Annotated in this window: 23 protein-coding genes and 1 pseudogene; 14 read left to right on the top strand and 10 right to left on the bottom strand. The window is 40.5% G+C overall.

Annotated elements, in window-relative coordinates; translation table 11 throughout:
• Positions 1-43 precede the first annotated feature (43 nt).
• A complete protein-coding gene (locus RM049_RS18140; RefSeq protein WP_322705149.1) occupies positions 44-919 on the bottom strand; it encodes an MBL fold metallo-hydrolase in 876 nt (291 codons plus the stop codon).
• 205 nt (positions 920-1,124) lie between these two features.
• Between RM049_RS18140 and RM049_RS39325 the strand changes: the two are divergent.
• The 4 genes and pseudogenes from RM049_RS39325 to RM049_RS18125 form a co-directional block, all read left to right on the top strand.
• Positions 1,125-1,958: pseudogene (locus tag RM049_RS39325) on the top strand (protein kinase domain-containing protein); the annotation flags it as partial.
• Positions 1,959-1,979: 21 nt separating this feature from the next.
• Positions 1,980-2,609 (top strand): GUN4 domain-containing protein, encoded by a 630-nt coding sequence (locus RM049_RS39320; protein WP_416212646.1) that lies wholly within the window; start codon positions 1,980-1,982, stop codon positions 2,607-2,609.
• Positions 2,610-2,636: 27 nt separating this feature from the next.
• Positions 2,637-2,846 (top strand): 2-oxoisovalerate dehydrogenase E1 subunit beta, encoded by a 210-nt coding sequence (locus RM049_RS18130; RefSeq protein WP_322705148.1) that lies wholly within the window; start codon positions 2,637-2,639, stop codon positions 2,844-2,846.
• On the top strand, positions 2,843-3,085 hold the full coding sequence (locus tag RM049_RS18125) for a type II toxin-antitoxin system HicA family toxin (protein WP_322705147.1): 243 nt from the start codon (positions 2,843-2,845) through the stop codon (positions 3,083-3,085). The genes RM049_RS18130 and RM049_RS18125 overlap by 4 nt, the downstream gene beginning before the upstream one ends.
• 195 nt (positions 3,086-3,280) lie before the next feature.
• On the opposite strand, the gene RM049_RS18120 is transcribed toward RM049_RS18125, so the two are convergent.
• Both RM049_RS18120 and RM049_RS18115 read right to left on the bottom strand, forming a co-directional pair.
• Positions 3,281-4,234: a heme o synthase gene (locus tag RM049_RS18120; protein ID WP_322705146.1), complete on the bottom strand. Its 954-nt coding sequence runs from the start codon at positions 4,232-4,234 to the stop codon at positions 3,281-3,283.
• A gap of 300 nt (positions 4,235-4,534) precedes the next feature.
• Positions 4,535-5,470 carry a heme A synthase gene (locus RM049_RS18115; protein ID WP_322686460.1) on the bottom strand — a complete coding sequence of 312 codons (936 nt, stop codon included), beginning with the start codon at positions 5,468-5,470 and terminating at the stop codon, positions 4,535-4,537.
• Between the two features lie 404 nt (positions 5,471-5,874).
• Here RM049_RS18115 and RM049_RS18110 point away from each other — a divergent pair, with 404 nt between their 5' ends.
• The 5 genes from RM049_RS18110 to RM049_RS18090 all read left to right on the top strand — a co-directional run bounded on the left by RM049_RS18110 (position 5,875) and on the right by RM049_RS18090 (position 13,423).
• Positions 5,875-6,966: a cytochrome c oxidase subunit II gene (locus RM049_RS18110; protein WP_322670240.1), complete on the top strand. Its 1,092-nt coding sequence runs from the start codon at positions 5,875-5,877 to the stop codon at positions 6,964-6,966.
• 116 nt (positions 6,967-7,082) lie between these two features.
• The gene (gene ctaD / locus RM049_RS18105; protein ID WP_322686462.1) at positions 7,083-8,819 is read left to right on the top strand and encodes a cytochrome c oxidase subunit I; all 1,737 of its coding nucleotides are present in this window, start codon (positions 7,083-7,085) and stop codon (positions 8,817-8,819) included.
• 157 nt (positions 8,820-8,976) lie between these two features.
• Positions 8,977-9,603 carry a cytochrome c oxidase subunit 3 gene (locus tag RM049_RS18100; protein WP_104909637.1) on the top strand — a complete coding sequence of 209 codons (627 nt, stop codon included), beginning with the start codon at positions 8,977-8,979 and terminating at the stop codon, positions 9,601-9,603.
• 1,332 nt (positions 9,604-10,935) lie between these two features.
• A complete protein-coding gene (locus RM049_RS18095) occupies positions 10,936-12,093 on the top strand; it encodes a serine/threonine-protein kinase (protein WP_322705145.1) in 1,158 nt (385 codons plus the stop codon).
• A 256-nt stretch (positions 12,094-12,349) separates the two neighbouring features.
• The gene (locus RM049_RS18090) at positions 12,350-13,423 is read left to right on the top strand and encodes a PstS family phosphate ABC transporter substrate-binding protein (protein ID WP_322705144.1); all 1,074 of its coding nucleotides are present in this window, start codon (positions 12,350-12,352) and stop codon (positions 13,421-13,423) included.
• 142 nt (positions 13,424-13,565) lie between these two features.
• Here RM049_RS18090 and RM049_RS18085 read toward each other — a convergent pair whose 3' ends face one another.
• From RM049_RS18085 to RM049_RS18065, 5 genes are all read right to left on the bottom strand, one after another.
• Complete coding sequence (locus RM049_RS18085; protein WP_322705143.1) at positions 13,566-13,901, bottom strand: XisI protein; 336 nt, start codon at positions 13,899-13,901, stop codon at positions 13,566-13,568.
• Positions 13,889-14,305, bottom strand: a complete 417-nt coding sequence (locus tag RM049_RS18080; protein ID WP_322705142.1) for a XisH family protein — start codon at positions 14,303-14,305, stop codon at positions 13,889-13,891. The genes RM049_RS18085 and RM049_RS18080 overlap by 13 nt, the downstream gene beginning before the upstream one ends.
• A gap of 91 nt (positions 14,306-14,396) precedes the next feature.
• Positions 14,397-16,226 (bottom strand): tetratricopeptide repeat protein, encoded by a 1,830-nt coding sequence (locus RM049_RS18075; RefSeq protein WP_322705141.1) that lies wholly within the window; start codon positions 16,224-16,226, stop codon positions 14,397-14,399.
• A complete protein-coding gene (locus RM049_RS18070; RefSeq protein WP_322705140.1) occupies positions 16,216-17,508 on the bottom strand; it encodes an ATP-binding protein in 1,293 nt (430 codons plus the stop codon). The genes RM049_RS18075 and RM049_RS18070 overlap by 11 nt, the downstream gene beginning before the upstream one ends.
• 500 nt (positions 17,509-18,008) lie before the next feature.
• Positions 18,009-18,224, bottom strand: a complete 216-nt coding sequence (locus RM049_RS18065; RefSeq protein WP_322705139.1) for a hypothetical protein — start codon at positions 18,222-18,224, stop codon at positions 18,009-18,011.
• A gap of 177 nt (positions 18,225-18,401) precedes the next feature.
• On the opposite strand from RM049_RS18065, the gene RM049_RS18060 reads away from it, so the two are divergent.
• From RM049_RS18060 to RM049_RS39315, 5 genes are all read left to right on the top strand, one after another.
• Entirely contained in the window at positions 18,402-18,767 is a 366-nt protein-coding gene (locus RM049_RS18060) for a hypothetical protein (protein ID WP_322705138.1), read from the top strand.
• Between the two features lie 369 nt (positions 18,768-19,136).
• Positions 19,137-19,310, top strand: coding sequence for a DUF6888 family protein (locus RM049_RS18055; protein ID WP_322705137.1), 174 nt, complete (start codon positions 19,137-19,139; stop codon positions 19,308-19,310).
• Entirely contained in the window at positions 19,307-19,510 is a 204-nt protein-coding gene (locus RM049_RS18050) for a DUF6887 family protein (RefSeq protein WP_322705136.1), read from the top strand. The genes RM049_RS18055 and RM049_RS18050 overlap by 4 nt, the downstream gene beginning before the upstream one ends.
• A gap of 186 nt (positions 19,511-19,696) precedes the next feature.
• Entirely contained in the window at positions 19,697-19,936 is a 240-nt protein-coding gene (locus tag RM049_RS18045; protein WP_322705135.1) for a hypothetical protein, read from the top strand.
• A gap of 139 nt (positions 19,937-20,075) precedes the next feature.
• Entirely contained in the window at positions 20,076-20,276 is a 201-nt protein-coding gene (locus RM049_RS39315; RefSeq protein WP_416211788.1) for a hypothetical protein, read from the top strand.
• A gap of 103 nt (positions 20,277-20,379) precedes the next feature.
• On the opposite strand, the gene RM049_RS18040 is transcribed toward RM049_RS39315, so the two are convergent.
• Positions 20,380-20,550, bottom strand: a complete 171-nt coding sequence (locus tag RM049_RS18040) for a hypothetical protein (RefSeq protein ID WP_322705134.1) — start codon at positions 20,548-20,550, stop codon at positions 20,380-20,382.
• 38 nt (positions 20,551-20,588) lie between these two features.
• Entirely contained in the window at positions 20,589-22,145 is a 1,557-nt protein-coding gene (locus RM049_RS18035; protein WP_322705133.1) for a phenylacetate--CoA ligase family protein, read from the bottom strand.
• Positions 22,146-22,197 lie beyond the last annotated feature (52 nt).

Below are 22,197 nucleotides of genomic sequence, written 5' to 3'. Positions count from 1 at the left end.
GGTTAGGTTTTTCTACATGAGGTAAAAAGTCAGTTCTTTAACGTCAATTCACAGATTCCATCCACTCAATACACTTGTGCATCTGCTGGCGTATGGTTTCCTTATCAGCATGAAATCTTCGCCCATGACCTGGTAGCACCCACTCAAAAGAGTAATTAGCCAAGTTACGCATTGATTTAATCTGTTCTGACCAAGAATACCAGCAGAAATCGCGGAATGCAGCCAGTTGGTGCAAGCTTTCTGACCAAGCGAGATGATCGCCTGTGAAGAGAAACTTATTTTTGTAGAGTAGTACGGTTTGTCCTTTGGTGTGACCCGGAACTGGGATAATTAATAAATCTGGTGTCAAGGTAAATGGTTCAGAACCAGTTAGCTGTATTTCTACATTGCGAGTATCCGCAGTAATATCATCAGCATGGAGGATGCGATCGCACTGAAAATGCTCGGCAAACTTTTGATGATCTGCCACATCATCCTTATGAGTTAGGTACATATAACGAATTGGCCCCAGTTCTTCTAAACGCTTGACTAAAGGCGGCGTAAACCGGGGAGAATCCACCAAAATATTACCTTCTGGAAGCTGAATTAAATAGCTAGCAGCACCGTAAGATTTTTCAGAATGATAGCCGCAGTGGTAAACATTTTCTGCTACTAATATTGGAACCTTTTCTTGAGCAATTTTGATATCTTTTGGTTTCTCAACTGTGCCAATAGAACTAGTAGGACATGCCAAAAGTGCTTCCAGCGCTGCTAATCTTTCCGCATCATTGGTTGGTTGATGGTAAACAGCCGATTGATCGTCAACATCATAAAATACTTCAGGAGCCATCCAGCGACAGGTATCACAATCAATACAGGTAGTATCTACATAAAAATCGCCGTTGACATTTTGAGAGCGACGCTGATTTAAATGAGCCATATTAATCCTTTTGCTTCCAGGCGCTTACTGGGGAGCGATAAACCTTATATCACTACGCTAGCAAAAGTAATTTGAGACTGTAGCCGCCACTAGAAGTAAATCCGTTCAAAAATATTAAGACTGGTGAAACTCAGTAAGCAGAAATTGGGAAAACTGAACATAGACAATATCTGCTGATATATTCCCAAATATGCTTTAGTGTTCTAATTCCAGTTGTGCAAATCCGTTTAACCTTGATGACAATAAGTTTTGCATTAAGTGTGGACAAATACTCACACCATTATTCAGAAACCGTTTTCGGGTAATACGACTTTTGGGTGAGGGTGGATTTAGCAGAACTTATGAAGCTAAGGATGCAGATAAGATAGACGAACCTTGCGTAATTAAGCAATTTGTCCCTCAATTAGAAGGAACGGCTGCACTTGAAAAAGCTACAGAGTTATTTAAGCAAGAGGCAAAGCGTTTGTATGATTTGGGAGAACACCCGCAAATTCCCCGTTTGATTGCTTATTTTGAACAGGATAAGCGGCTTTATTTGGTACAAGAGTTGATTCAGGGGCAGAATTTATTACAAGAATTGCAGCAGCAGGGAGCCTTTAGCGAAGAAAAGATAAAACAGCTTTTGGCTGATTTATTGCCTATCCTGAAATTTATTCATGAACGCGGTGTAATTCATCGAGACATCAAGCCAGAAAATATCATGCGCCGTCTGGATGGCAAGTTAATATTAATTGATTTTGGTGTTTCTAAACAAATTACAAAAACTTTTGTAGGTGTTGGCACAACAGTAGGAACGCCTGGATATACACCATTAGAGCAAATGCGTGGTCAAGTTGTCCCTGCAAGTGACCTTTATAGTTTGGGTGTAACTTGTGTTCGGCTATTAACTCAATGTTTACCAAATGTAGATGGTTCTGATAAACTTTATGATGCGCTCAGGGGTTGCTGGATTTGGAGAAAATATTTACCACAAGGTATAAGTATTACTCCTGAATGTGGGCAAGTTTTAGATAAGTTAATTCAGGATTATGTTAAGGAACGCTATCAATCTACAGACAAAGTGCTAGCCACGCTCAACAATAAACAAAATCAAATTGCTGCAAAATCGGCAGTATTATCAAAGCCTCATAAACAAGTTTTATCTAACTCTAAAAAAGTTATAGGATCTAATCTTAAACCTTATATAGCCTCAGGATTGACAAGAGATTATAGCAGACTCAATGATTTACTAGCATCTGCTAGATGGAAAGATGCTAATGAAAAAACTTTTGATATTTTGCTTAAGATGTCTGGTAGAGAAAAACAAGGTTCACTCTATCTGGAAGACGTAGAAAAATTGTCTTGTCAAGACCTTCGTACTATTGACAGTCTATGGACAAAATATAGCAATGGACATTTCGGTTTAAGTATACAAAAACAAATTTGGCAAAATATAAGAGAAAACCAGGAGTCTGATGAGGAAAGTTTGTGTCGTTTTGGCACTCAAGTAGGATGGCTGCGTCCTAAAATCGTAAAAAAGGAATTATTTTTTAATGCAGAGTTGTTTTTTGAACAAAAGCCTCCTATATGGTTTTATGACCTTACTTTCACTATAAAAGCTCCAAAGGGACATTTGCCATGTTTTGGACTTCTTGGTATGACATTAGTGATAAGTTTAATTTTCTTAAGATGTGAAGAGTGTGGACTTTAAAATCTAGTCTTAATAGAAGGAGAAGCTATGACTGAAATTGTATTTCTCGTTGAAGATGATCCAGATGGCGGTTATACGGCTAGAGCTTTAAGTGAGTCAATTTTTACTCAAGCTGACGATATAGAAACACTACGCGAAATGATCCGTGATGCGGTTCACTGTCATTTTCCTAATGAACAAAATCGTCCCAAAATTATTAGGTTACACATAGTACGTGATGAGGTAATAGCTTCTTGAAGCTCCCACGAGACTTATCTGGTTCAGAATTAGTTAATGCTCTTGCTCGTCTAGGATACGAGGTCAGTCATCAAAAGGGTAGCCACATTCGGTTAACTACTCAACAGAATGGTGAACATCATATCACGGTTCCTGCACATGACCCTATTAAAATTGGCACACTTAACTCCATACTGCGAGATATTGCTGTTCATGCTGATTTAACTCGTGACGAATTACTTGCATTGCTTTTTCCATAGCGATTAAAAAGCGATAGACAAGTCAGTGTAATTAATGTTTAATAAATTCACTTATGACTAAAACTTTAGTTGCGTAGACGTAGCCCATTATAGACATCACAAATTCGCCAAACTCTAATTATTATGTATATTTTTTAATTTCTAAAAATGCGATCGCGCCCCTTTACCAAACGCGATCGCTAAATTTTCCATCCCCTAACCAATAAAATGCAGATGATTACTCACCGCACTAATTAAATTATGGGTAACGGGAAGACTATCAACTACCATCCCCAGACACAACAGCATCATGTAGGAGATGGAATAGAGAAACAACTCTTTAGCTACAGCGCGATCCTGTGGATTTTGCAACAAATGCCAAGATTTGTGGATAAATAATCCTCCCAGAATTAGGGCGATCGCAGCATAAAGAATTCCACTCGCGCCCAAGGGATAAACCAATAAGACGGTTGCAAATACTGTTACCAGCGTATAGTACCAAATCTGCTTTACAGTTGCCGTAGTACCTTCAATCACAGGTAACATTGGTATCCCAACTTTTGCGTAGTCATCTTTAATCATCAGAGCTAGCGCCCAGAAATGGGGTGGTGTCCATAAAAAGACGATGGCAAAAATTAACCATGCTGACCAGCTTAATGTCCCCGTGACAGCAGCCCAACCCACTAAAGCCGGAATTGCCCCAGCCGCACCACCAACAACGATATTCTGAGGGGTGTGGCGTTTCAGCCAGTGGGTATAAACCAAAATATAAAAGACGATGCCTGAGAAGGCTAGCAGCGCGGCTAACAGATTGGCAAATACTGCTAAGAGTGTAAAGGAAAGCGTCGCCAGTGCGATCGCAAAAATTAGAGCATCACGCGGCTGAACCTTACCGGATGGCATCGGACGATGGCGCGTCCGCTCCATATCATAATCAATATCTCGGTCATAGACACAGTTAATCGTCTGGGCGCTTGCAGCAGCCAAGGTGCCACCAGTGAGAGTTACTAGCAACAGCAATGGGTCTACTTCACCCTTAGCAGCAATCCACATACTCCCAGCCGTAGTAATCAAAAGCAACGGAATAATCCGAGGCTTGGTTAGCTGGTAGTAACTTTGAATTACCTGTAAAAATGTTCCGTGGTGGCGAGAGACATTAGTCTCAATCATTTTGGCTCTGGTTCCTTATTTTTCAACAACTTATATGCAGCCCCCGCTCAAGCTGGCTCTTATTAAGCAAACGAAAACACAGATTTTCTGCACCTGCATAGGTCGCAATACTCGCCGTTGCGGCTTTCGTCGTTTAGTGGAGAGTGGGGAGCAGGGGGAGATGAGGGAGCAGGGGGAGATTAAGGAGAAGAACCAATGCTCAATGACGGCAGTTGCTCTACTTGGGGAGACCCCATCGCCCTTGGCGTCTCCCCTTGGGAGAAGACCGCACTGCCTCCCCAATGCCCAATGCCCCATTCCCTACTCAGCACTCAGTACTCGTGACTCAGCACTCACAGAGTCACGCAGTGCGAGAACTGTGAAAACCACCAAAGTACCCAGCAAAGTAGCTCCTATAGCTTGGTGAGAGACGGTGAGAGGCTCTACTTGGAGATGTAATTTGAAAGTGGCGAATCCCAACAAGATTTGTAAGGTTAGCAACGCACCAGCCAAATTTGCCAGTCGCCGTAAGGCTGGATGTAGTGCTGGTGTCCGCCAACAGATAAATACTATTGCCAAGGTTGCCAAGGAAGGCGGCACCAAACCAGCAATATGACTGTACATTACAGTACAAAGTTGAGAACCGCCGAGGCATTGGTGTAGCGCCCAGCGAGAGCCTACCAAAGCACCCAAGAGACTTTGCAGGTAAACCAGAACAGTGGCAGTTAAACCGACCCAAGGCAATTTACCAACGGTTCCATTCCCCTGATAGGGAGTAAGTGCCGTGCCGATAATCAGCAGGGTGCAAAAAAATAACAGCGCCGTTCCTAAATGAGCGGTAACGATATCAAACCGCAACAGTTCGGTAACGGTGAGTCCCCCCAAGATGCCTTGGAAGACGATTAGAAATAGGGCGAATGTAGATGCCCAAGGCAGCCAAGAGGGTAAGAAACGACGATGCCACCACGACAAACCGAAGAGTGCGATCGCGCTTACACCAATTAAAGCTGCATCCAATCTGTGAAACCACTCCAAAAACACTTGGAGATTCATTTGCTTGGCTGGCACCAGTTCGCCATAGCATAAGGGCCAGTCTGGGCAAGCAAGTCCAGCATTCATCACACGGGTGGCGCTGCCTATTGCCATCAAAATTAAGGTGGCTATGCATATTTTCCACACCAAGCGACGAATCATTTCCTTGGGTTTTTGCTGCTGAAGCGCCGCTTCATTTTGTTGTTGTAGGACAAATTCGCTCATGAAGGATACCTTCTGCCCGCTCTTGGTGAATCTCTTAAAATTTTCAATTTTCTTTTAGTGTCCCATCTCCACCCTAGCGTATAGGCTATGGGTTTATAGATTAGCACTCACTTATACTTTGAATCACTCCAGAAAGGTTTTGCCTGAAGCTTTAGGTATTTTTCAAGATGTGAGAAATTGATTCATGGGAATAAATTTAAACATCCTAAATTTTTCCTTAAACTTTTTCACTGATTTTCATCTATTTTTGGCGTTGTATGATAGTAAACTCATACTCAAAATTAGTGAAATAGCCAAAAAAATTAATAAAAATTTCAGACCTTTCTCTCCCATGTCTAACAGCCTAGACTACCTTAGTAAGTGAGCAGCTTTAAGATAACGTAGTAAATTCAATTAAGTAAGCCGTGAAGATTCCAAGTTCAATCTGGACATTACTCATTGGCATCGTGCTAACGCTCGCCAGCCTTTGGTACGGTCAAAATCACGGTCTGTTGCCAGCAGCAGCCACGGATGAAGCCGTCTTAGTGGATGGTCTGTTCAACGCGATGATGATCGTTTCTACGGGTATATTTTTGCTCGTTGAAGGTGTTTTAATTTACTCTGCATTTAAATACCGTCGGCGTGCAGGTGACAATGAAGACGGCCCACCAGTTGAAGGCAATGTACCTCTAGAAATTCTCTGGACGGCGATCCCAGCAATTATCGTTATCGGTATTTCTGTTTACAGCTTTGATGTCTACAACGAAATCGGTGGCTTTGATCCCCATGCTATTCATGAAGCACCGATGATGAATCAGGAGTCGATGAAAATGCCAGGGCATGGAAGTGCAATGGCCGCAACTTTAAGCGATACTCCTCCCAGCACTGAACCCAACCTCAATCAAGAAAAATCTGATGAGGCAATGCAAGACCCAGCTACGGCAGAAGTCCGCAATGCTGACCAAATTCCCCAACTGCGGAATGCCCCAGGTGTCGGTAGTGTTGCTCCGACGATTGGGGGAACTCCTGATAAAGCAGGTAAACCAGCAGAATTACAAGTCAACGTCACAGGTCTACAATATGCCTGGATTTTCACCTATCCTGAAACTGGTATAACTACAGGTGAAATGCACGTTCCTATTGGGCGAGAAGTGCAAATCAGTATGACAGCCAACGATGTCATCCACGCTTTCTGGGTTCCAGAATTCCGCTTGAAACAAGATGCGATCCCCGGTAGGCAAAGCGAGATTCGCTTCACCCCTCAAAAAGCAGGAGACTATACCCTGATCTGTGCAGAACTTTGTGGCCCCTACCACGGTGCAATGAGAGCGCCAGTAGTTGTTGAGCCACAAGAAGCCTTTGATAAATGGATGCAAGAACAGCTAGTTGCCAGCAAAGAAACACTAAATCAAGCCGTTGCTGTTAACCCTGCGAATCTATCCCCAAATGAATTTCTCGCTCCTTACACCAAGGATATGGGAATTAAGCCAGAAATCCTGCATCAAGTTCACAAATAGTCATTGGTCATTAGTCATTAGTCATTAGTCACTGGTCATTAGTACTCATACAAATGACAGGTGATCAAGGACAAGTGACAAAGGACAAATTACAAAGGACAAAGGACAAATGACAAATGACCCAAGCTCAAGTGCAAGAAACTGCCAACGCCCCTGCTCTTGTTGAGGAGTCAGGGATCAGAAAATGGCAAGACTACTTTAGTTTCAACACCGACCATAAGGTGATTGGGATTCAATACCTAGTCACTACATTCATTTTTTACTGTATCGGTGGCGTGATGGCTGACTTGGTTCGTACAGAACTGCGAACTCCAGAAGTCGATTTCGTCACCCCTGAAGTCTACAACAGCTTATTTACGCTGCACGCCACGATCATGATTTTCTTGTGGATCGTGCCAGCTGGTGCGGGTTTTGCTAATTTCCTCATCCCTTTGATGATTGGGGCAAAGGATATGGCATTTCCGCGCTTGAATGCTGTTGCCTTTTGGATGATTCCGCCTGCGGGTTTATTGTTGATCGTCAGTTTAGTGGTAGGCGATGCACCGGATGCGGGTTGGACTTCCTACCCTCCCCTGAGCTTGGTAACAGGTCAAGTCGGTGAGGGAATTTGGATTATGAGCGTCCTCCTACTAGGTACGTCATCGATTTTAGGAGCAATCAATTTTCTCGTCACATTGCTCAGGATGCGTATCCCTGGTATGGGGGTTCATCAAATGCCCTTATTCTGCTGGGCGATGTTTGCTACCTCGGCGCTGACTTTGGTATCTACACCAGTGTTAGCAGCTGGTTTAATTTTGCTGGCTTTTGACTTATTCGCAGGAACGACATTTTTTAACCCAACTGGGGGTGGCGACCCAGTTGTGTACCAGCACATGTTCTGGTTTTACTCCCACCCAGCCGTTTACATCATGATTTTGCCCTTTTTTGGGGCAATTTCAGAAATTATTCCCGTGCATTCCCGCAAGCCGATTTTTGGCTATAAAGCGATCGCTTATTCGTCTCTCGCTATTAGCTTTCTGGGGCTAATTGTTTGGGCGCACCACATGTTTACCAGCGGTATCCCCGGTTGGTTGCGGATGTTCTTTATGATCACCACGATGATCATTGCCGTACCTACGGGAATTAAAATATTCAGTTGGTTAGCAACCATGTGGGGTGGGAAAATCCGGCTTAATACTGCCATGCTCTTTGCCATTGGCTTTGTTGGCACCTTTGTCATCGGCGGGATCAGTGGCGTGATGTTGGCAGCAGTGCCTTTTGATATTCACGTTCACGACACCTATTTTGTGGTAGCACACTTACACTACGTGCTCTTTGGCGGTAGCGTCTTAGGGATTTATGCAGGCATTTACCACTGGTTCCCGAAAATGACGGGACGAATGGTGAACGAATTTTGGGGTAAAGTTCACTTTGCCTTAACAATAGTTGGTCTAAATATGACCTTCTTACCAATGCACAAGCTGGGATTAATGGGCATGAACCGCCGTATTGCCCAGTATGACCCCAAATTTACCTTTCTCAACGAAATCTGCACTTACGGCGCTTACATACTAGCAGTTTCGACATTCCCCTTCATCATTAATGCGATTTGGAGTTGGTTATACGGTGAAAAAGCTGGTAATAATCCCTGGAGGGCACTTACCTTAGAATGGATGACAACCTCACCGCCAGCGATCGAAAATTTCGATCGAACCCCAGTACTAGCTACAGGCCCCTACGACTACGGTTTAGAAAAGGCTGACGAAGGTGTACCTTTGTCCGATCCCAATCCAGTCTTATCTGGCGGGCCGAACTCAGTATTAAGAGCAGAACCCGATCCAGCGGTTGCTGCTAATCCCGAAGATCGGAAATAGAGTTAGGAGTTATGAGTTATGAGTTATGAGTTATGAATGATGACTTTAATAAAGTTGTTAGTTCAAAATTTTTAACTCCTAATTTTTAACTCCTAACTTCTAATTCCTAACTTCTAACTCCCATTCCCCATTCCCCATTCCCCACTTATAAAAATTCATGCAAAGTCAAACTATTGACCCAGCTAAAACCGAACTAAATCATCACCATGCAGCGGAAGCGTCCGTCGGTCATCATGAAGAACATCCAGACCATCGGATGTTTGGGCTAATTGTCTTCCTAATTGCTGAAGGGATGATTTTTATGGGGTTGTTCGGAGCCTATTTGGCTTTCCGTGCTACCTTACCTGCATGGCCGCCAGCAGGTACTCCAGAATTAGAACTTTTGTTACCTGGAGTCAACACCATCAATCTAATTTCTAGTAGTTTTGTCATGCACAATGCCGATACTGCTATCAAAAAGAACGATGCGCGGGGTGCGCAAATCTGGTTAGCAATTACCGCTGCAATGGGTGCTATCTTCTTGGTGGGTCAAGTATATGAATATACCCATTTAGAATTTGGTCTAACTACCAATTTATTTGCGAGTGCATTTTACGTTTTGACTGGTTTCCACGGATTGCACGTTACTATCGGCGTTTTGGCGATTGTTGCTGTGTTGTGGCGATCGCGCCTTCCGGGTCACTATAGTAACGAAAAGCACTTTGGCATTGAAGCAGCCGAAATTTATTGGCACTTCGTTGACGTAATTTGGATTATTTTGTTCGGATTACTGTATCTACTGTAAGTATTAATTAACTAGTTGTTTAATCCACGCGGACAACTTAATCAGCCCCCACTAGGGGGCTTTTTTAATTAACAGAATAAAAATATCAATGAAAATGAATATAAAGACGTAGAAGTGCTACCCTTATGCAACAATACGCTTGGGTTAGCTCCAAAAACCTTAGACTTCTTGGCATTGTAGGGAAAAAAGTAAGCGGTAAAGGTTAAACAATTTTTCTGTATTGCCTTATACAAAGGTTATTAATATAAATAAGGCATATTTATTGCCTACCTAAAAAAGTTAAATAAAAAATATATAAAAATCAGCTTCAACTATTTATTCCAACTATTACTTTTGCTAGATGCAACTGGGTGATTGAAAGTGATAAAAAGGCGAGTAAAGTAAAAGGTGGGAAAAGTCGGAAAAGTAGGATGTTTTAGAGAAAGTATTGAAGAACCAGTTAATATCCTGTAAATTAATGTTATGAGGACTGAGTAAACCAATAAATAAAGTTCGCAAATTTATACGGATTTATATTTAAGGAAATATAATTCTCATATTTATTTTAGTCATAAAAGTAGCAAGAAACTTGAAGTTATTGGCGAGATTGCAAGTATTGTAATTCGCTTTGCTTTCTCATTGAAGTATTTGATACCAATTCCAAAAATGTTTACGACAGATTAACCCAACCTGCGCTGACACGCACCCTCCCCTTGCTAAGGGTAGGTAAGGATGGATTTTTTTTAACAATTGGTATCACACATATTAATTGGGGCATTTTGTGGAAGCGAATACGCATTAAAGATTTGCTATAATTATTAGTAAATCGAGATCGTAAAATGTGTGAGTAATAGAAAAGTTACACCTAACTATCTCAAAAACTTACCCAATCTTTTTTAGTTTTTTCGTCAAACTCACATCGATCTGACAACGCGATCGCAGTTAGTAACGACTAGAATCTGATGACAAAATGGTAGCGAACACTTTAAGTGCTATTTGTGCCTTGAAATTTCACTGCTCAACGTTTTGTCAGTAATCAGACTTAACAGTTAAAAGAATTAACCATCTTAACTCATAAATCTTATTCTCTGCCCACAGTTTAAATACTGTGGACTAGTGTTAAATTTACTTAAGTGATAATATTACAGAAGTATTTCATAAATTAATTTTGTATTAAGATACTTGTAAGGGTATTCAACAAAGCAGTCAAGCAACTAAGCACCAAAGGTATCCAAAGCATAGGTCGCGCGATGGCTAACTGCCGCAAAGATCGGCAAATCTAGCAGCAAGCAGTTATTAATAACCTCACTCAAGCTCTGAATGGTCAGTAAATTAAGAAGTAGTATACGCCACATGAGCCAGAACCCTCTAGTTAGAAAAACACTCCGAAGTCGCTTTGAAACTGTCAAAGTGATGGGAAGCGGAGAATCTGGTAATACTTACTTAGTAGGGGGTGCTATACGTAACAGACATCGCTCCTCTTTCAACAGAAAAACACTTCGGAATCGCTTTGAGATTGTCAAACAGTTAGGAAGTGGCGGTTCTGGTGATACCTACTTGGCCATTGACTTGGATTTACCAGGACAACCTCATTGTGTAGTCAAACATTTCCATCCAAAAGATTCTAACCCAGCTGTTCTACCCATTGCTAAAAAGCTATTCGATCGGGAAGCAGAAGTTTTATACCAGCTAGGCAACAACCACGAGCAAATTCCGAGACTGTTTGCTCATTTTAATGAAGACGGGGATTTCTATTTAGTTCAGGAATATATTGACGGTCATGCCTTGACTCAAGAAATTGTCCCAGGTCAGCGTCTCAACGAGAATACAGTCGTAAATTTATTAAAAGACATCCTAGAAGTACTGGCTTTCGTCCACCAACACGATATTATTCACCGAGATATTAAGCCTCAAAACTTAATGCGGCGGTACTCCGATCGAAAGATTGTGCTAATTGATTTTGGGAGTATTAAGAAAATTGGTGCTTTGGGAGCAGGCTTAACAATTGCGGTTGGGACTCCTGGCTATATGCCAAGCGAACAGGCTAAGGGAAAGCCAAAACTTTGCAGCGATATTTATGCAGTCGGGATGATTGGCATCCAAGCTTTAACAGGTTTAATGCCTGAGCAATTACCAGAAGATCCCACTACTGGAGAAGTTATCTGGCGCGACAAGGCAGAGGTAAGTGATGCTCTGGCAAATATTTTAGATACAATGGTTCGCGATCGCTACAACCAGCGTTATCAGTCTGCCACAGAAGCTTTACAAGCACTTAATTCTGATGTAGCGTTATCACTGTCATCACAATCTGCTGACATCAATCACAAAGCTGATGATACCTATTTGCTAACTTATAGAAACTTTATTTTGCTACTGGGCATTGGTCTTGGTGCAACTACGAGTTTGATAGTAATAGTTTTAATCTATACATTTATTAATACGGGGACATCGCTTCCAAACCAACCTACTCCACTAAAGAGTTTTATAGAAAGATTGAGTTCCCGTTATTAACTAATATAAGTAGTCTACTAGCTAAATCAGCAGCTAATAAAAGAATCTGTCAAAGCAATTGCACCATTGCAAAAACTACCAAAGAGTAAATTTAATTTCACTAAATTAGAAAAGTTAATTATCTAGCAGCAATCATCAAACTGGCTATTAACTAGCTATTACAAATTTACTGTAAATTTAAATATTTCAAGATTACTGTAGGATAAATACCTAGATATTCCTGTAAGATAAATACAATGAAACAATATTTAAAAAAATGGACAATACAAATCAAAGAAAAGCTTTAATTAACAGCGAAATCTCCCTCTTTCTTAGAGGTTTGATTATTGGTAAAGTTCTCACACTTATGGTTATTGGCGGATTACTTTGGTGGTTATTGAAACCAAATTTATTGCCCCGCAACAGCGTTAATTCCTCTAATCAAAATTTCAATCGCGTCTCTAAGAATGAATCAACTTTTCAGACAGTTGCTGATGTTCCCCCTGCATCATTCAACTACGGAGGTAGTACCGCTTGGGCATCTATTCGGCAATTGGTAGATTCTCAGATCCAGAGCGATCGCCCGGAACTACGATTACGCTACGTAAACCCTGTTAATGGTAGTCCTGGTTCTAGCTCTGGCATTCGGATGTTGCTTGATGGGAAAATAGACTTTGCTCAGTCTTCCCGTCCCCTCACAGATGAAGAACAAGCTATGGCAAAAGAGCGAGGCTTTACCCTTGAGGAACGCCAAGTGGGTAAAGATGGGATAGCAGTGGTAGTCAACCCATCACTCAATGTGCCTGGTTTAACTGTTGACCAATTGCAGCAAATTTATTTAGGTAAAATTACTAACTGGAATCAAGTCGGCGGGCCAAATCTACCCATCACAGCTTTTTCGCAACGACCAGAAGACGCAGATACAGTAATATTTCCTAACAATAGCGGCTTAAAAGGGCAAGCATTTGGCTCTAATGTGCAATATGTCTACTCGGCTACAGAGGCAGTGCGCCAACTCAGTAAAACTCCTGGTGGTGTGTATTATGCTTCTGCCCGTTCGGTAGTCTTTCAATGTAGCGTGAAGGCTTTACCATTGGGTCAGACTTCCGATCGGCTAATTACCCCCTATCAAACGCCGATGGTTTCGCCTGAACAGTGTCCGCGTCAGCGCAACCAACTAAATACTCAGGCGATCGAAAATGGCAGCTATCCGATGATTGCGAATTTGTTTGTAATTATTAAGCAGAATAAAAGTCCAGAACAGCAGATTGGAAATGCTTATGCCAATCTTTTATTAACTGATGAGGGACAAAGAGCAATTGAGAAAGCTGGTTTTGTTGGCGTTCGCTAGTAGATTTATTTGAAGGACAATTGAGCACGCTTTCCAGAGATACCCGACCTCTTAAACAAATTGGGTATCTAGGGAAAGCGATCGCTTTTCTATTTATTCACTACTTGTTCAATATTCATTTATTCATCGCTTGAGTTGAAGTTCACTCGACAGCATAAGAAGTAAACTGGCGCTTAAAAGGAGAATGGAACCCAATAACAATATCAGAAGGGGGTACACCTAACTCAACCAATCGTTCAGCAACAGACTCTTCTGTACCGTTATACTGTATCCATATTTTCCCATCTTGAATATCAAAATGCATGACTGGGCCAAACACCCGCTTATCTCCTTGCCAGCCAACGTAAGCTAGTTGATAATGGTTATTTTCATTGTCTAAAATTAATTGTGATTTGACAGTATCGGTATTAGACGTGATTTGTTGATGTTCGCTGAGAATTTGTTTGATCAATTGTCGATAGCGTTCTATTTTATCCATAGCCGAATTTCCTCACGTTTGGGGTCGTAAATTATCAATTTAACTTGGTAACGATGAAGGGTGCGTTGGACAAATGAAAGTTGAAAAAAGTCTTGATATGTTTCGATAGGAACAGCTAAATAAAGCACTCTGTCTGCTTCTTTTTCTTCAAGAGCTTGGCAGTAATTCAAATATTGTCCGAGTGCAGTATGAAATTCACTGATATCTGAATCTGCAATAAAACTCTTAATTTCAACAGCTATTTTCTCTGTATTCCGTTCTGCGGCAATGGCATTTTCAGCGGCTAAGTCTATTTGTAGTTTAATCGCTTCACTAACACGAATTGTAAAAGGGTCGTGAGTAATTATCCACCCATCTTTAATTAATGCTTGTTTTACCTGTTGATGAAAAACATCTTTAGCCATTTTGCTATCTCTAGATTAGAGTCTCAAAATGAAAACATTCTATTTTTATGATATTTTAACGTTTAGCTGAACCCAAAATTAGATTTTTGCTTTATGCAGTGCGTTCCCCGAAGGGGTTGTCGTTCGCGCAGCGTGTCGTAGACAAGACATCGCACTCTCCATTATTCTGCATTGCTACGGCAAGTTTATCTAAATTTTGACGAATATTGACACTGCGAATATGATTCACACCCCAAACTCGCTCACAAATATCTAAAGCTTGCAAATAAAGCGGTTCTGCTTCACAGTAACGTCCAGTTTCACGATAAATTTCTGCCAGATTATTGAGACTTTCGGCAACATTGGGATGATTTTCTCCCAATAGGTGCTTATCAAGTTCTAAGGCTTTTATACATAAGGGTTCCGCTTCATTGTAACGTTCCTGTTCTCTGTACATATAACCAAGAGCATAGATCGTATCTGCTAATAGCGGATGCGCTTTTTGTAATACACGCTGCTTGAGTTCTAATGATTCTAAAAATAAAGATTCCGCTTCACTGTAGCGTCCTTGAGCGCGGTATATTAAACCTAAATTGTGCAAATCTGTGGCAACATCAGGATTTTCTTCTCCCAAAAATCGCTTATCTAATTCTATTGCTTGTTGCGACAAAGGTTCGGCTTCACTGTAACGTCCTTGATGATAATAAAGTAGCGCTAAATTATTTAGTATCAGAGCAAAAGAAAGATGATTTTCACCCAGCAAACGTTTTTCGAGTTCTAATGATTGCAAATACAGAGGTTCTGCTTCGTCATAACGTCCTTGTTCATCATATAGTAATGCCAAATTGTTCAGACTAGCGGCAACATCGGCATGGTTTTCTCCTAACAATCCTTTCCTCAGTTCTAAAGCTTGTTGATATAGGAGTTCTGCTTTACTATATTGTCCAGTAGATTTGTAAAGTCCTGCCAAATTATTCAGGCTAGTAGCAAAAGCAGGATGATTTTCTCCTAATAGGCGTTTTCTCAGTTCTAAAGCTTGTTTATATAAGGGTTCGGCTTCACTGTAGTTTCCCGTCGCACGATATATTCCTGCTAAATTGTTGAGACTATTAGCTAAATCTATCTGCAAACCTAATTCATTTTGTAACTCACTCGCTTTCCGCAAATATTTAATTGCTAATTCCTGTTCTTCTTGATAGTTTTGAGATTCACCCCGATCTAATCTGCTGTGGTAAATATCGCCCAATCTTGAGTATAAAGTAGCCAAGGTGGGGTCTTTAGCTCCACGTTCTTGTTCTACTTTCTCGATTAACCTTTGTAAATCTTGAATGGGTAAGAAAAAGCGATTAGTTTCATTAGTATCTGTGCTAGCTAATTCTGTATCTCGAAAAACAAAGCGGATATTTTCTAATTCTTTACCAGGAATAGCATTTGTCTTTTGAGATTCAAACCGAAATACACCGTTGCGCCAACTCCAAAAATCAGGAGCTTTTTTAATTAAGTTGACTAAAATTTGGTTAGTTACCCAAAGCACGATCGCAAATGGAAATTCGCGCAATCCTTCCCTTGTCCACTGTAAGTAACCAAACAATTTCTCCTGTTCCGATTGCTCATTTCCCAATCTGAGAAAATACAATTGTTCAGCACCCGTCACAGTGATTACCGCCGGATTCTGCTGACGGAGATATTCTTCTTGTTGTACCAGTTGGTTAATAGCAGCTTTGAGACTAGGTTCTTGACGTGCTAGAGTTACTCGATATACACCGAAGGCAGGTTGTAGTTCAGCTTCATATTGAGCAATAATCCGATCGCGAAAGCTAGCATCATCGCAAACTGCAATCAGTAAATTTAATCCCCGCTTTTGAGCTTCAATAGAAACAATTAAATCATCATACGCATCTTGATTTTCTCCTTCATCATCTAATAATTCCTCATTTAACATTAATGGCTCCCTGTCTTTTTAAGCTTTCGATAATAATTGGATGAACATCATACCAAGTTTCATCAGTGCGATATTCTAGAACATACAGCCCGTGTAACAAATCTAAAAACTCTGCTTGTTTGGGGTCGTTGGGCATAAATTGTTCATAAACGCTCTGCAAAATATCGATATCAGTTTTTCCTAAGCGTATCGAAAAATCATTGCGTATTTTATTGATTGCTTGCAGAAGAATTTTATCATCAATAATAACTTCGGCTGAGGGGTTTCGCCGGATAGTTCGCAAACATATACGACAACATTCTTTAGAAATCCGAATTAATTCTCGCAATACGCCACCACTGTAAATCACAATTTTTTCAGCAGTTTCTACCGCGATTAATTCACTGGGAATCCGCTTTTGTAAAACTTCACCGAGAATCTTTGTTGCTTCCCGACGAGGTTGGGCATTCGGTAAGCGATTTTTACCTTTATCAAATATTTTTAATACCGGCATTGCCACAACTTGATCGTTGGTTTCAGTAGCAATTATTGTGCTAATAAATGTTTCTCGAAGGACTGCGATCGGGATAGTGTAGATAATTTGAAAGTTAGGTTGACAAAGAGCTTTAATGTTATCTCGATAAATTTCGTTAACTCTGCCTAAATCCAGTTTATCTAAATCATCAATAATTACTAAAACGTTTTGTTTAGTTGCAGCTTGAATTAAAGCAGCTATTTCGTTAATTCTCGCAACTAAATCTGATAACTTGCGTTCAAATTCTTGCTTAATTTCATCCCGAACGCTTGCATCAGCTTTTAATTTAGAGCTAATCAATTTTAAGAGGTCAAAACCTATACTAGCTTCTGCTTGCAAATTTAATTCTTCAGTGCGAGTGCGGGTAGCAAACCACTTATAAAGAGCTTCTTTAGTCGATTGTGGAATATCAACTCGGCGGGCTTCTGCCTCTGTCATTAAATTAACTGCGATCGCAAACAGTATATTAATATGATTAACTGCCGACATTTCAATTTTATCGGCAATAGAAAACAGAACTACAAAATATTTATCTTGAATTTGTCGGCTAAACTCAGCTAACAAAGTAGACTTACCACATCCTCGATGTCCTGTAAAGACTATTTTGCCATCTCCATTAGGGCTATCTTCTACTAATTGGTTCAGGTCTGCAATCAAATCATCACCATATTCGACTCGAAATCTTTCCATTTCGTTCCGTTCCATTAACGGAAACAGTTCGAGATTGCTGTATGCTTCTTGAAAGGAGTTTAATAAGTCTTGAGACATTGGATAGTGCTGTTAACGTGCTAACTATTCATATAATGGCTCATGATTTTTGAAGCACAAGTTTAGGTCATGTCTAGGATAGAGTATGCCTAGATAAATGATCAAATTCAGTTAATAAATAACTACTAAGTGAGTGATATGTTATGTCTGAAAAAGAGATGCCCTAATTCTCAAATTTCAACCTATCAATGAGTAACAGAGGTTAATAATCAATAAGACTGAATGATAGATTATACATTCGATAATTCAGACTGAATGATAGATTATACAGATAATATCCTAAAAGCTACTTAACATATAAATAAAATAAAATTTTCAGTTATAAAAATAAATTTTTAGTGTGCTTCGTCTCATTTCCCTCTAGCCGATGCGATGGTAGCTGTTGTTACTATTAGTTAGTAGTCTGTCAAGGAATAATTAACGAGTACATTCTTTGTAGAGACGGCGATTTATCGCGTCTGTCTAACGCGTCAATTTTTTAGACGCGATAAATCGCGTCTCTACATGAGATAATAAAGCTCCGCGACATCAAAACCAGCTTTTGCGACATCAAAACCAGCTTTTGCGACATCAAAACTAGCTTTTGTGACATCAAAACTAGCTTTTGTGACATCAAAACCAGCTTTTGTGACATCAAAACCAGCTTTTGCGACATCAAAACTAGCTTTTGCGACATCAAAACTAGCTTTTGCGACATCAAAACTAGCTTTTCTCAACGAATTTCAGCAAATATACCCGCATCTATCTAATTGGCTAATGCCATCCAATGCTTTTATAATTCTGTAACTTCACTGTGGCTGGTGCATCTGCTTGTTGCGTATCTTGATGATATATAAATAACTCAGTGTATAAAGTCAGGGTTATTTATAAATTAATCCAAATAGGAAAACTATATGCAACGGAAACGAAACTCCATCTCACTGACTAAAGCTGAACGACGGATTGAAGGAATGCAGACAATTAACCCTCAGTTAGACTTTAGTAATGGGTTTTCAATTGCTACTTACAACACTAAAGTAATTGAGTTACGAGAAAAGTTAGCCGCTTATAATCAAGCACAAATAATAGTAGATAAGACACACAATGCATTAATAGAAGCAGAACGAGAGTTGAATACTTATTCTGAGCAAATGCTGTTAAATGTTGCATCTCGCTATGGCAAAAATAGTGATGAATATGGGATGGCTGGTGGAACGCGCAGGTCAGACCGCAAGAAACCACGCCCAGTAGTAAACCAAACAGTGACATCTGTGAAGTAATTGTTTGGACTCGCCGCTTCTTTAGATAAGGGTGCGTTGACCTTTGTGACAACGCACTATTAAATAATTCGTAATTCGTAATTCGTAATTCGTAATTAAGTTTTATGACGGGGATTTAGACCCGATATTTGATGGCGAGATTGAAAAACACTGCCTTATCAATAGACCTCTTACAAAAGTAATTTTTGCACTCTTGTGGGAAAAGGGGAAAGGTTAAAGGGAAAAGGTTTTTTATTGTTCCTTTCCCCTTTCCCCCTTACCCTTTTTCCTACTTTTGCAAAAAGTCTAATTTACAACATAGATGGTTTGATATTTTCCCCTTACCTGCTATTCTGATTCCAAGCTATGGGGTTATGAGGTATACAAATCTTGCCAACTGCTGAACAAGGCATCAGGTGTGTCATACTATGTCAATCTTTGACCAATACATTCACTCCTATTTACATTATCCGCCTCGATGAACAAACAGGTAATGTGTTTATTTTGGCAGGAGATAACATAGAGATAGAAATCTATCGCAATGGTTTTTGGAGGTTCTTGTGATTGAGCCACAATTTAGCAGCATGAGCAAAACCGAGTTAAGAGCCTTCGTCATTGCTCACCCCGACAACAAAGCAGCGTTTCGTGCTTTTGTTGACCGCTTTACATCTGAAGCGTCTCCAGAGACTTTTGACATCCCAAAATCGAATGCTGAGATTGAAGAAGTTGAAATTTTGATTAAACAAAAATTAGAACAATTATAAATAAGCTAGATTTTAGAAGTTTCTTTTAAATCTTACATAATTAATTGAGTCGAACAACTGTTCGGTTTTGCAACCTACCAAGCTATCCGATTCGGTTTAATATTCGCAGGTTGTCGCCTTCCTCGCTTGTTCAAGTTTGGACTCTCTGGTATACACTCGATAAATTCCCATTTACCAACCCTAACAATGGGGAGTACTCACGCTACAGCCACAGCCACCACCCGAAAACCCACATCATCGGAAGGATTTGTGCGCGCGTCCATAAGGCGATTGGCAGAACGGCAATCTCTGGCATGGTTCTTCCAACTACTTCCACGCAGCAGCATAATGTTATTATCTTTACCACCAGTTAGCCAATCCAAATGCCGTCGTCTTGAGGTGTTTCTGACATATTACTTTAAATATTTAGATGAAATTTTCCCATAAATACAGATACAAGGGTAGAGATAGCGATTCCGATTATTAAGAAATTTCAGTTACCCTGAAATTTCACTGAATATCTTGGATATTGTACCAAATACCATAGAGATGCCGAAATGTTTTACAATCAGCTTCTTTTTGCCTCATTGAGATACTTCAAAACCAGCTTTACCCATTAGCAGTTAATAATTTAAAAGAATGCATCAATCAGAAAGAAGAAGACGGTTCTCAATTTATACGTAGAATATATTGCTACGAAGTTATTTGGAAGTGCGCCCAAAGTATGCTCTACCTAGCTTTTTATCAAGCTTGGCATCAACAAGAGAAAGTGAAAGATGGAGAGTAGGAAAAAAAATATTTCCTCCAGCCAAAACATAAGCGAAATGTAGAAGCAGCAATCCCTTGCAAAGACGCGATTCATCCCATCTCGTAAGCGTCTCGTAAATCTATCACGTCCGATCTTTCCGCAATCCAGGGAATGCGTCGCCCCTAGTAAAACAGATATCGTAAACAGAATGAAAATGCGATCGCAAAAACGATCCCCCCCTTGTAGAGACGCGATTCATCGCGTCTTCTTCCTGTGTTCGATTCATCGCGTCTTCTTCCTGTGTTTGATTCATCGCGTTTTCTTCCTGCGTTCGATTCATCGCGTCTTGTACTATTGACGGGTATAACGATGTTTCACCCCAATCGGGAAATATTCAAAATCACCCATTGGCGCTAATGTAACCTGTGGTGTTTGATATTCTACCGGAACATAATTAGCAAACTCGCTATTTAGACGTAACAATTGTGAAAGAATCGAAGATGCGATCGCAAGTCTTTGAGCTTCACTACCCTCTACCCCGACTGCTAATTCCACAACTACAGATAAAAATCGGTTTTTATCTGCATCTTCTTTCACCTGCAACACGAATTTACCCGTCACCCATTCTTGAATTCCTGGTTGTTCTAATCCTACCGTCACATTTTCGGGATAGATATTTGCACCAAAGTAAGAAACTGTAAAGTTAGAACGGCCGAAGACATAAACAAAAGGTAGCTGATGAATACCTCTAGGTGAGTGCTGAGTGCTGAGTTCTGAGTTTGGAGTGTTGAATTCTGAATTGTGACTCTCATTCTGTAACGCTGCAACAGCATCAAATCCCCATTCTGCTAAAAATTGCAGCATGGCATCATAACTAATTATCCCGCCAGTATCCAAAATGTCATAACGCACTAAGGGAATACCGTTATCTCCCGAAAACAGCAATCCGCCATCTTGAGCTTCAAAAAAGCGAGTGAAAGGATCGTATTGTACTAATGTGGGTAAACGCGATTCTCCAAATAAAGCTCTCGCTGCATCGGGATTTTCTGCTAAAAAACGGCGAATACAGATACTTAACGGTGTTTCATTACCCAAAACTCCGGCATCCGCAGTACCGTAAAGTGATGCAAAATCATAACAAGGATTTCGCGAACCAACTCTTTCGCCAACTAAACTCCGCCATTCTTCACTAAATACTTCTCCCGCCATCACTAATTTAATCTGATATTGCTGCCACTCCACACCACGAGCGATACCAGTATCAATCACATCTTTTAAAAATGGCGGGTATCCCAATAACACCACTTGCTCAAAACCTGAACCAAGTTCTTGGACAACTCGCAAGATTTCTTCTTTATTATTACCAGGAGTAATTACAGTGATGGGATAACCTTTGCTAGCAAGATAACGACAGCAATTAGTGGTAAACATTCCACCTACCCAAGTGCCTAAAGTGAAACAAATCACTGCTAGGGTACGTCTGGTATCTGCATAGAAACTATCGTGAAAAATCTGTTCAAAACGTGTGGCGATTTGGAGTTCATCTGTGAAAAAACGAGGCCAAAATGTCGGTTTACCACTAGATCCTGATGAAGCAGCTATCATGTCGCACTCTTGGAGTTGTCCGTTGCGGCACAAGTCAGCTAGAGGATAACGCAGTATATAATTTTGTTTAGCGATCGCTGGTAGTTTTTGAAACTCCTCTAAGGTTTGAATAGTCGCGGGATTAATTTCCCTTTCTGCTAAAAACGCCTTGTAGGCTGGTACATTCGCCGCCACATCGTGAAATAAGCTCAAAGCTGCCGAAGTTTGAGTGTTGAGATGCCTTTGCAGTAGAGTTTCTAGGGGGGTAGACAAAAAATCTTCAAATGCTTTAATTACTTGCTGATGTCTTGATTTGCCGTTCATGACACTTGCTTATTTATCCTGAAGTAGAACCAACACCGTTTAAAATAATTCG

Origin of the sequence: Nostoc sp. DedQUE04, from assembly GCF_034530995.1 — a bacterium.
In the GTDB taxonomy this organism is placed as follows: domain Bacteria; phylum Cyanobacteriota; class Cyanobacteriia; order Cyanobacteriales; family Nostocaceae; genus Nostoc.
This window is presented reverse-complemented; position numbering and strand designations above follow the sequence as displayed.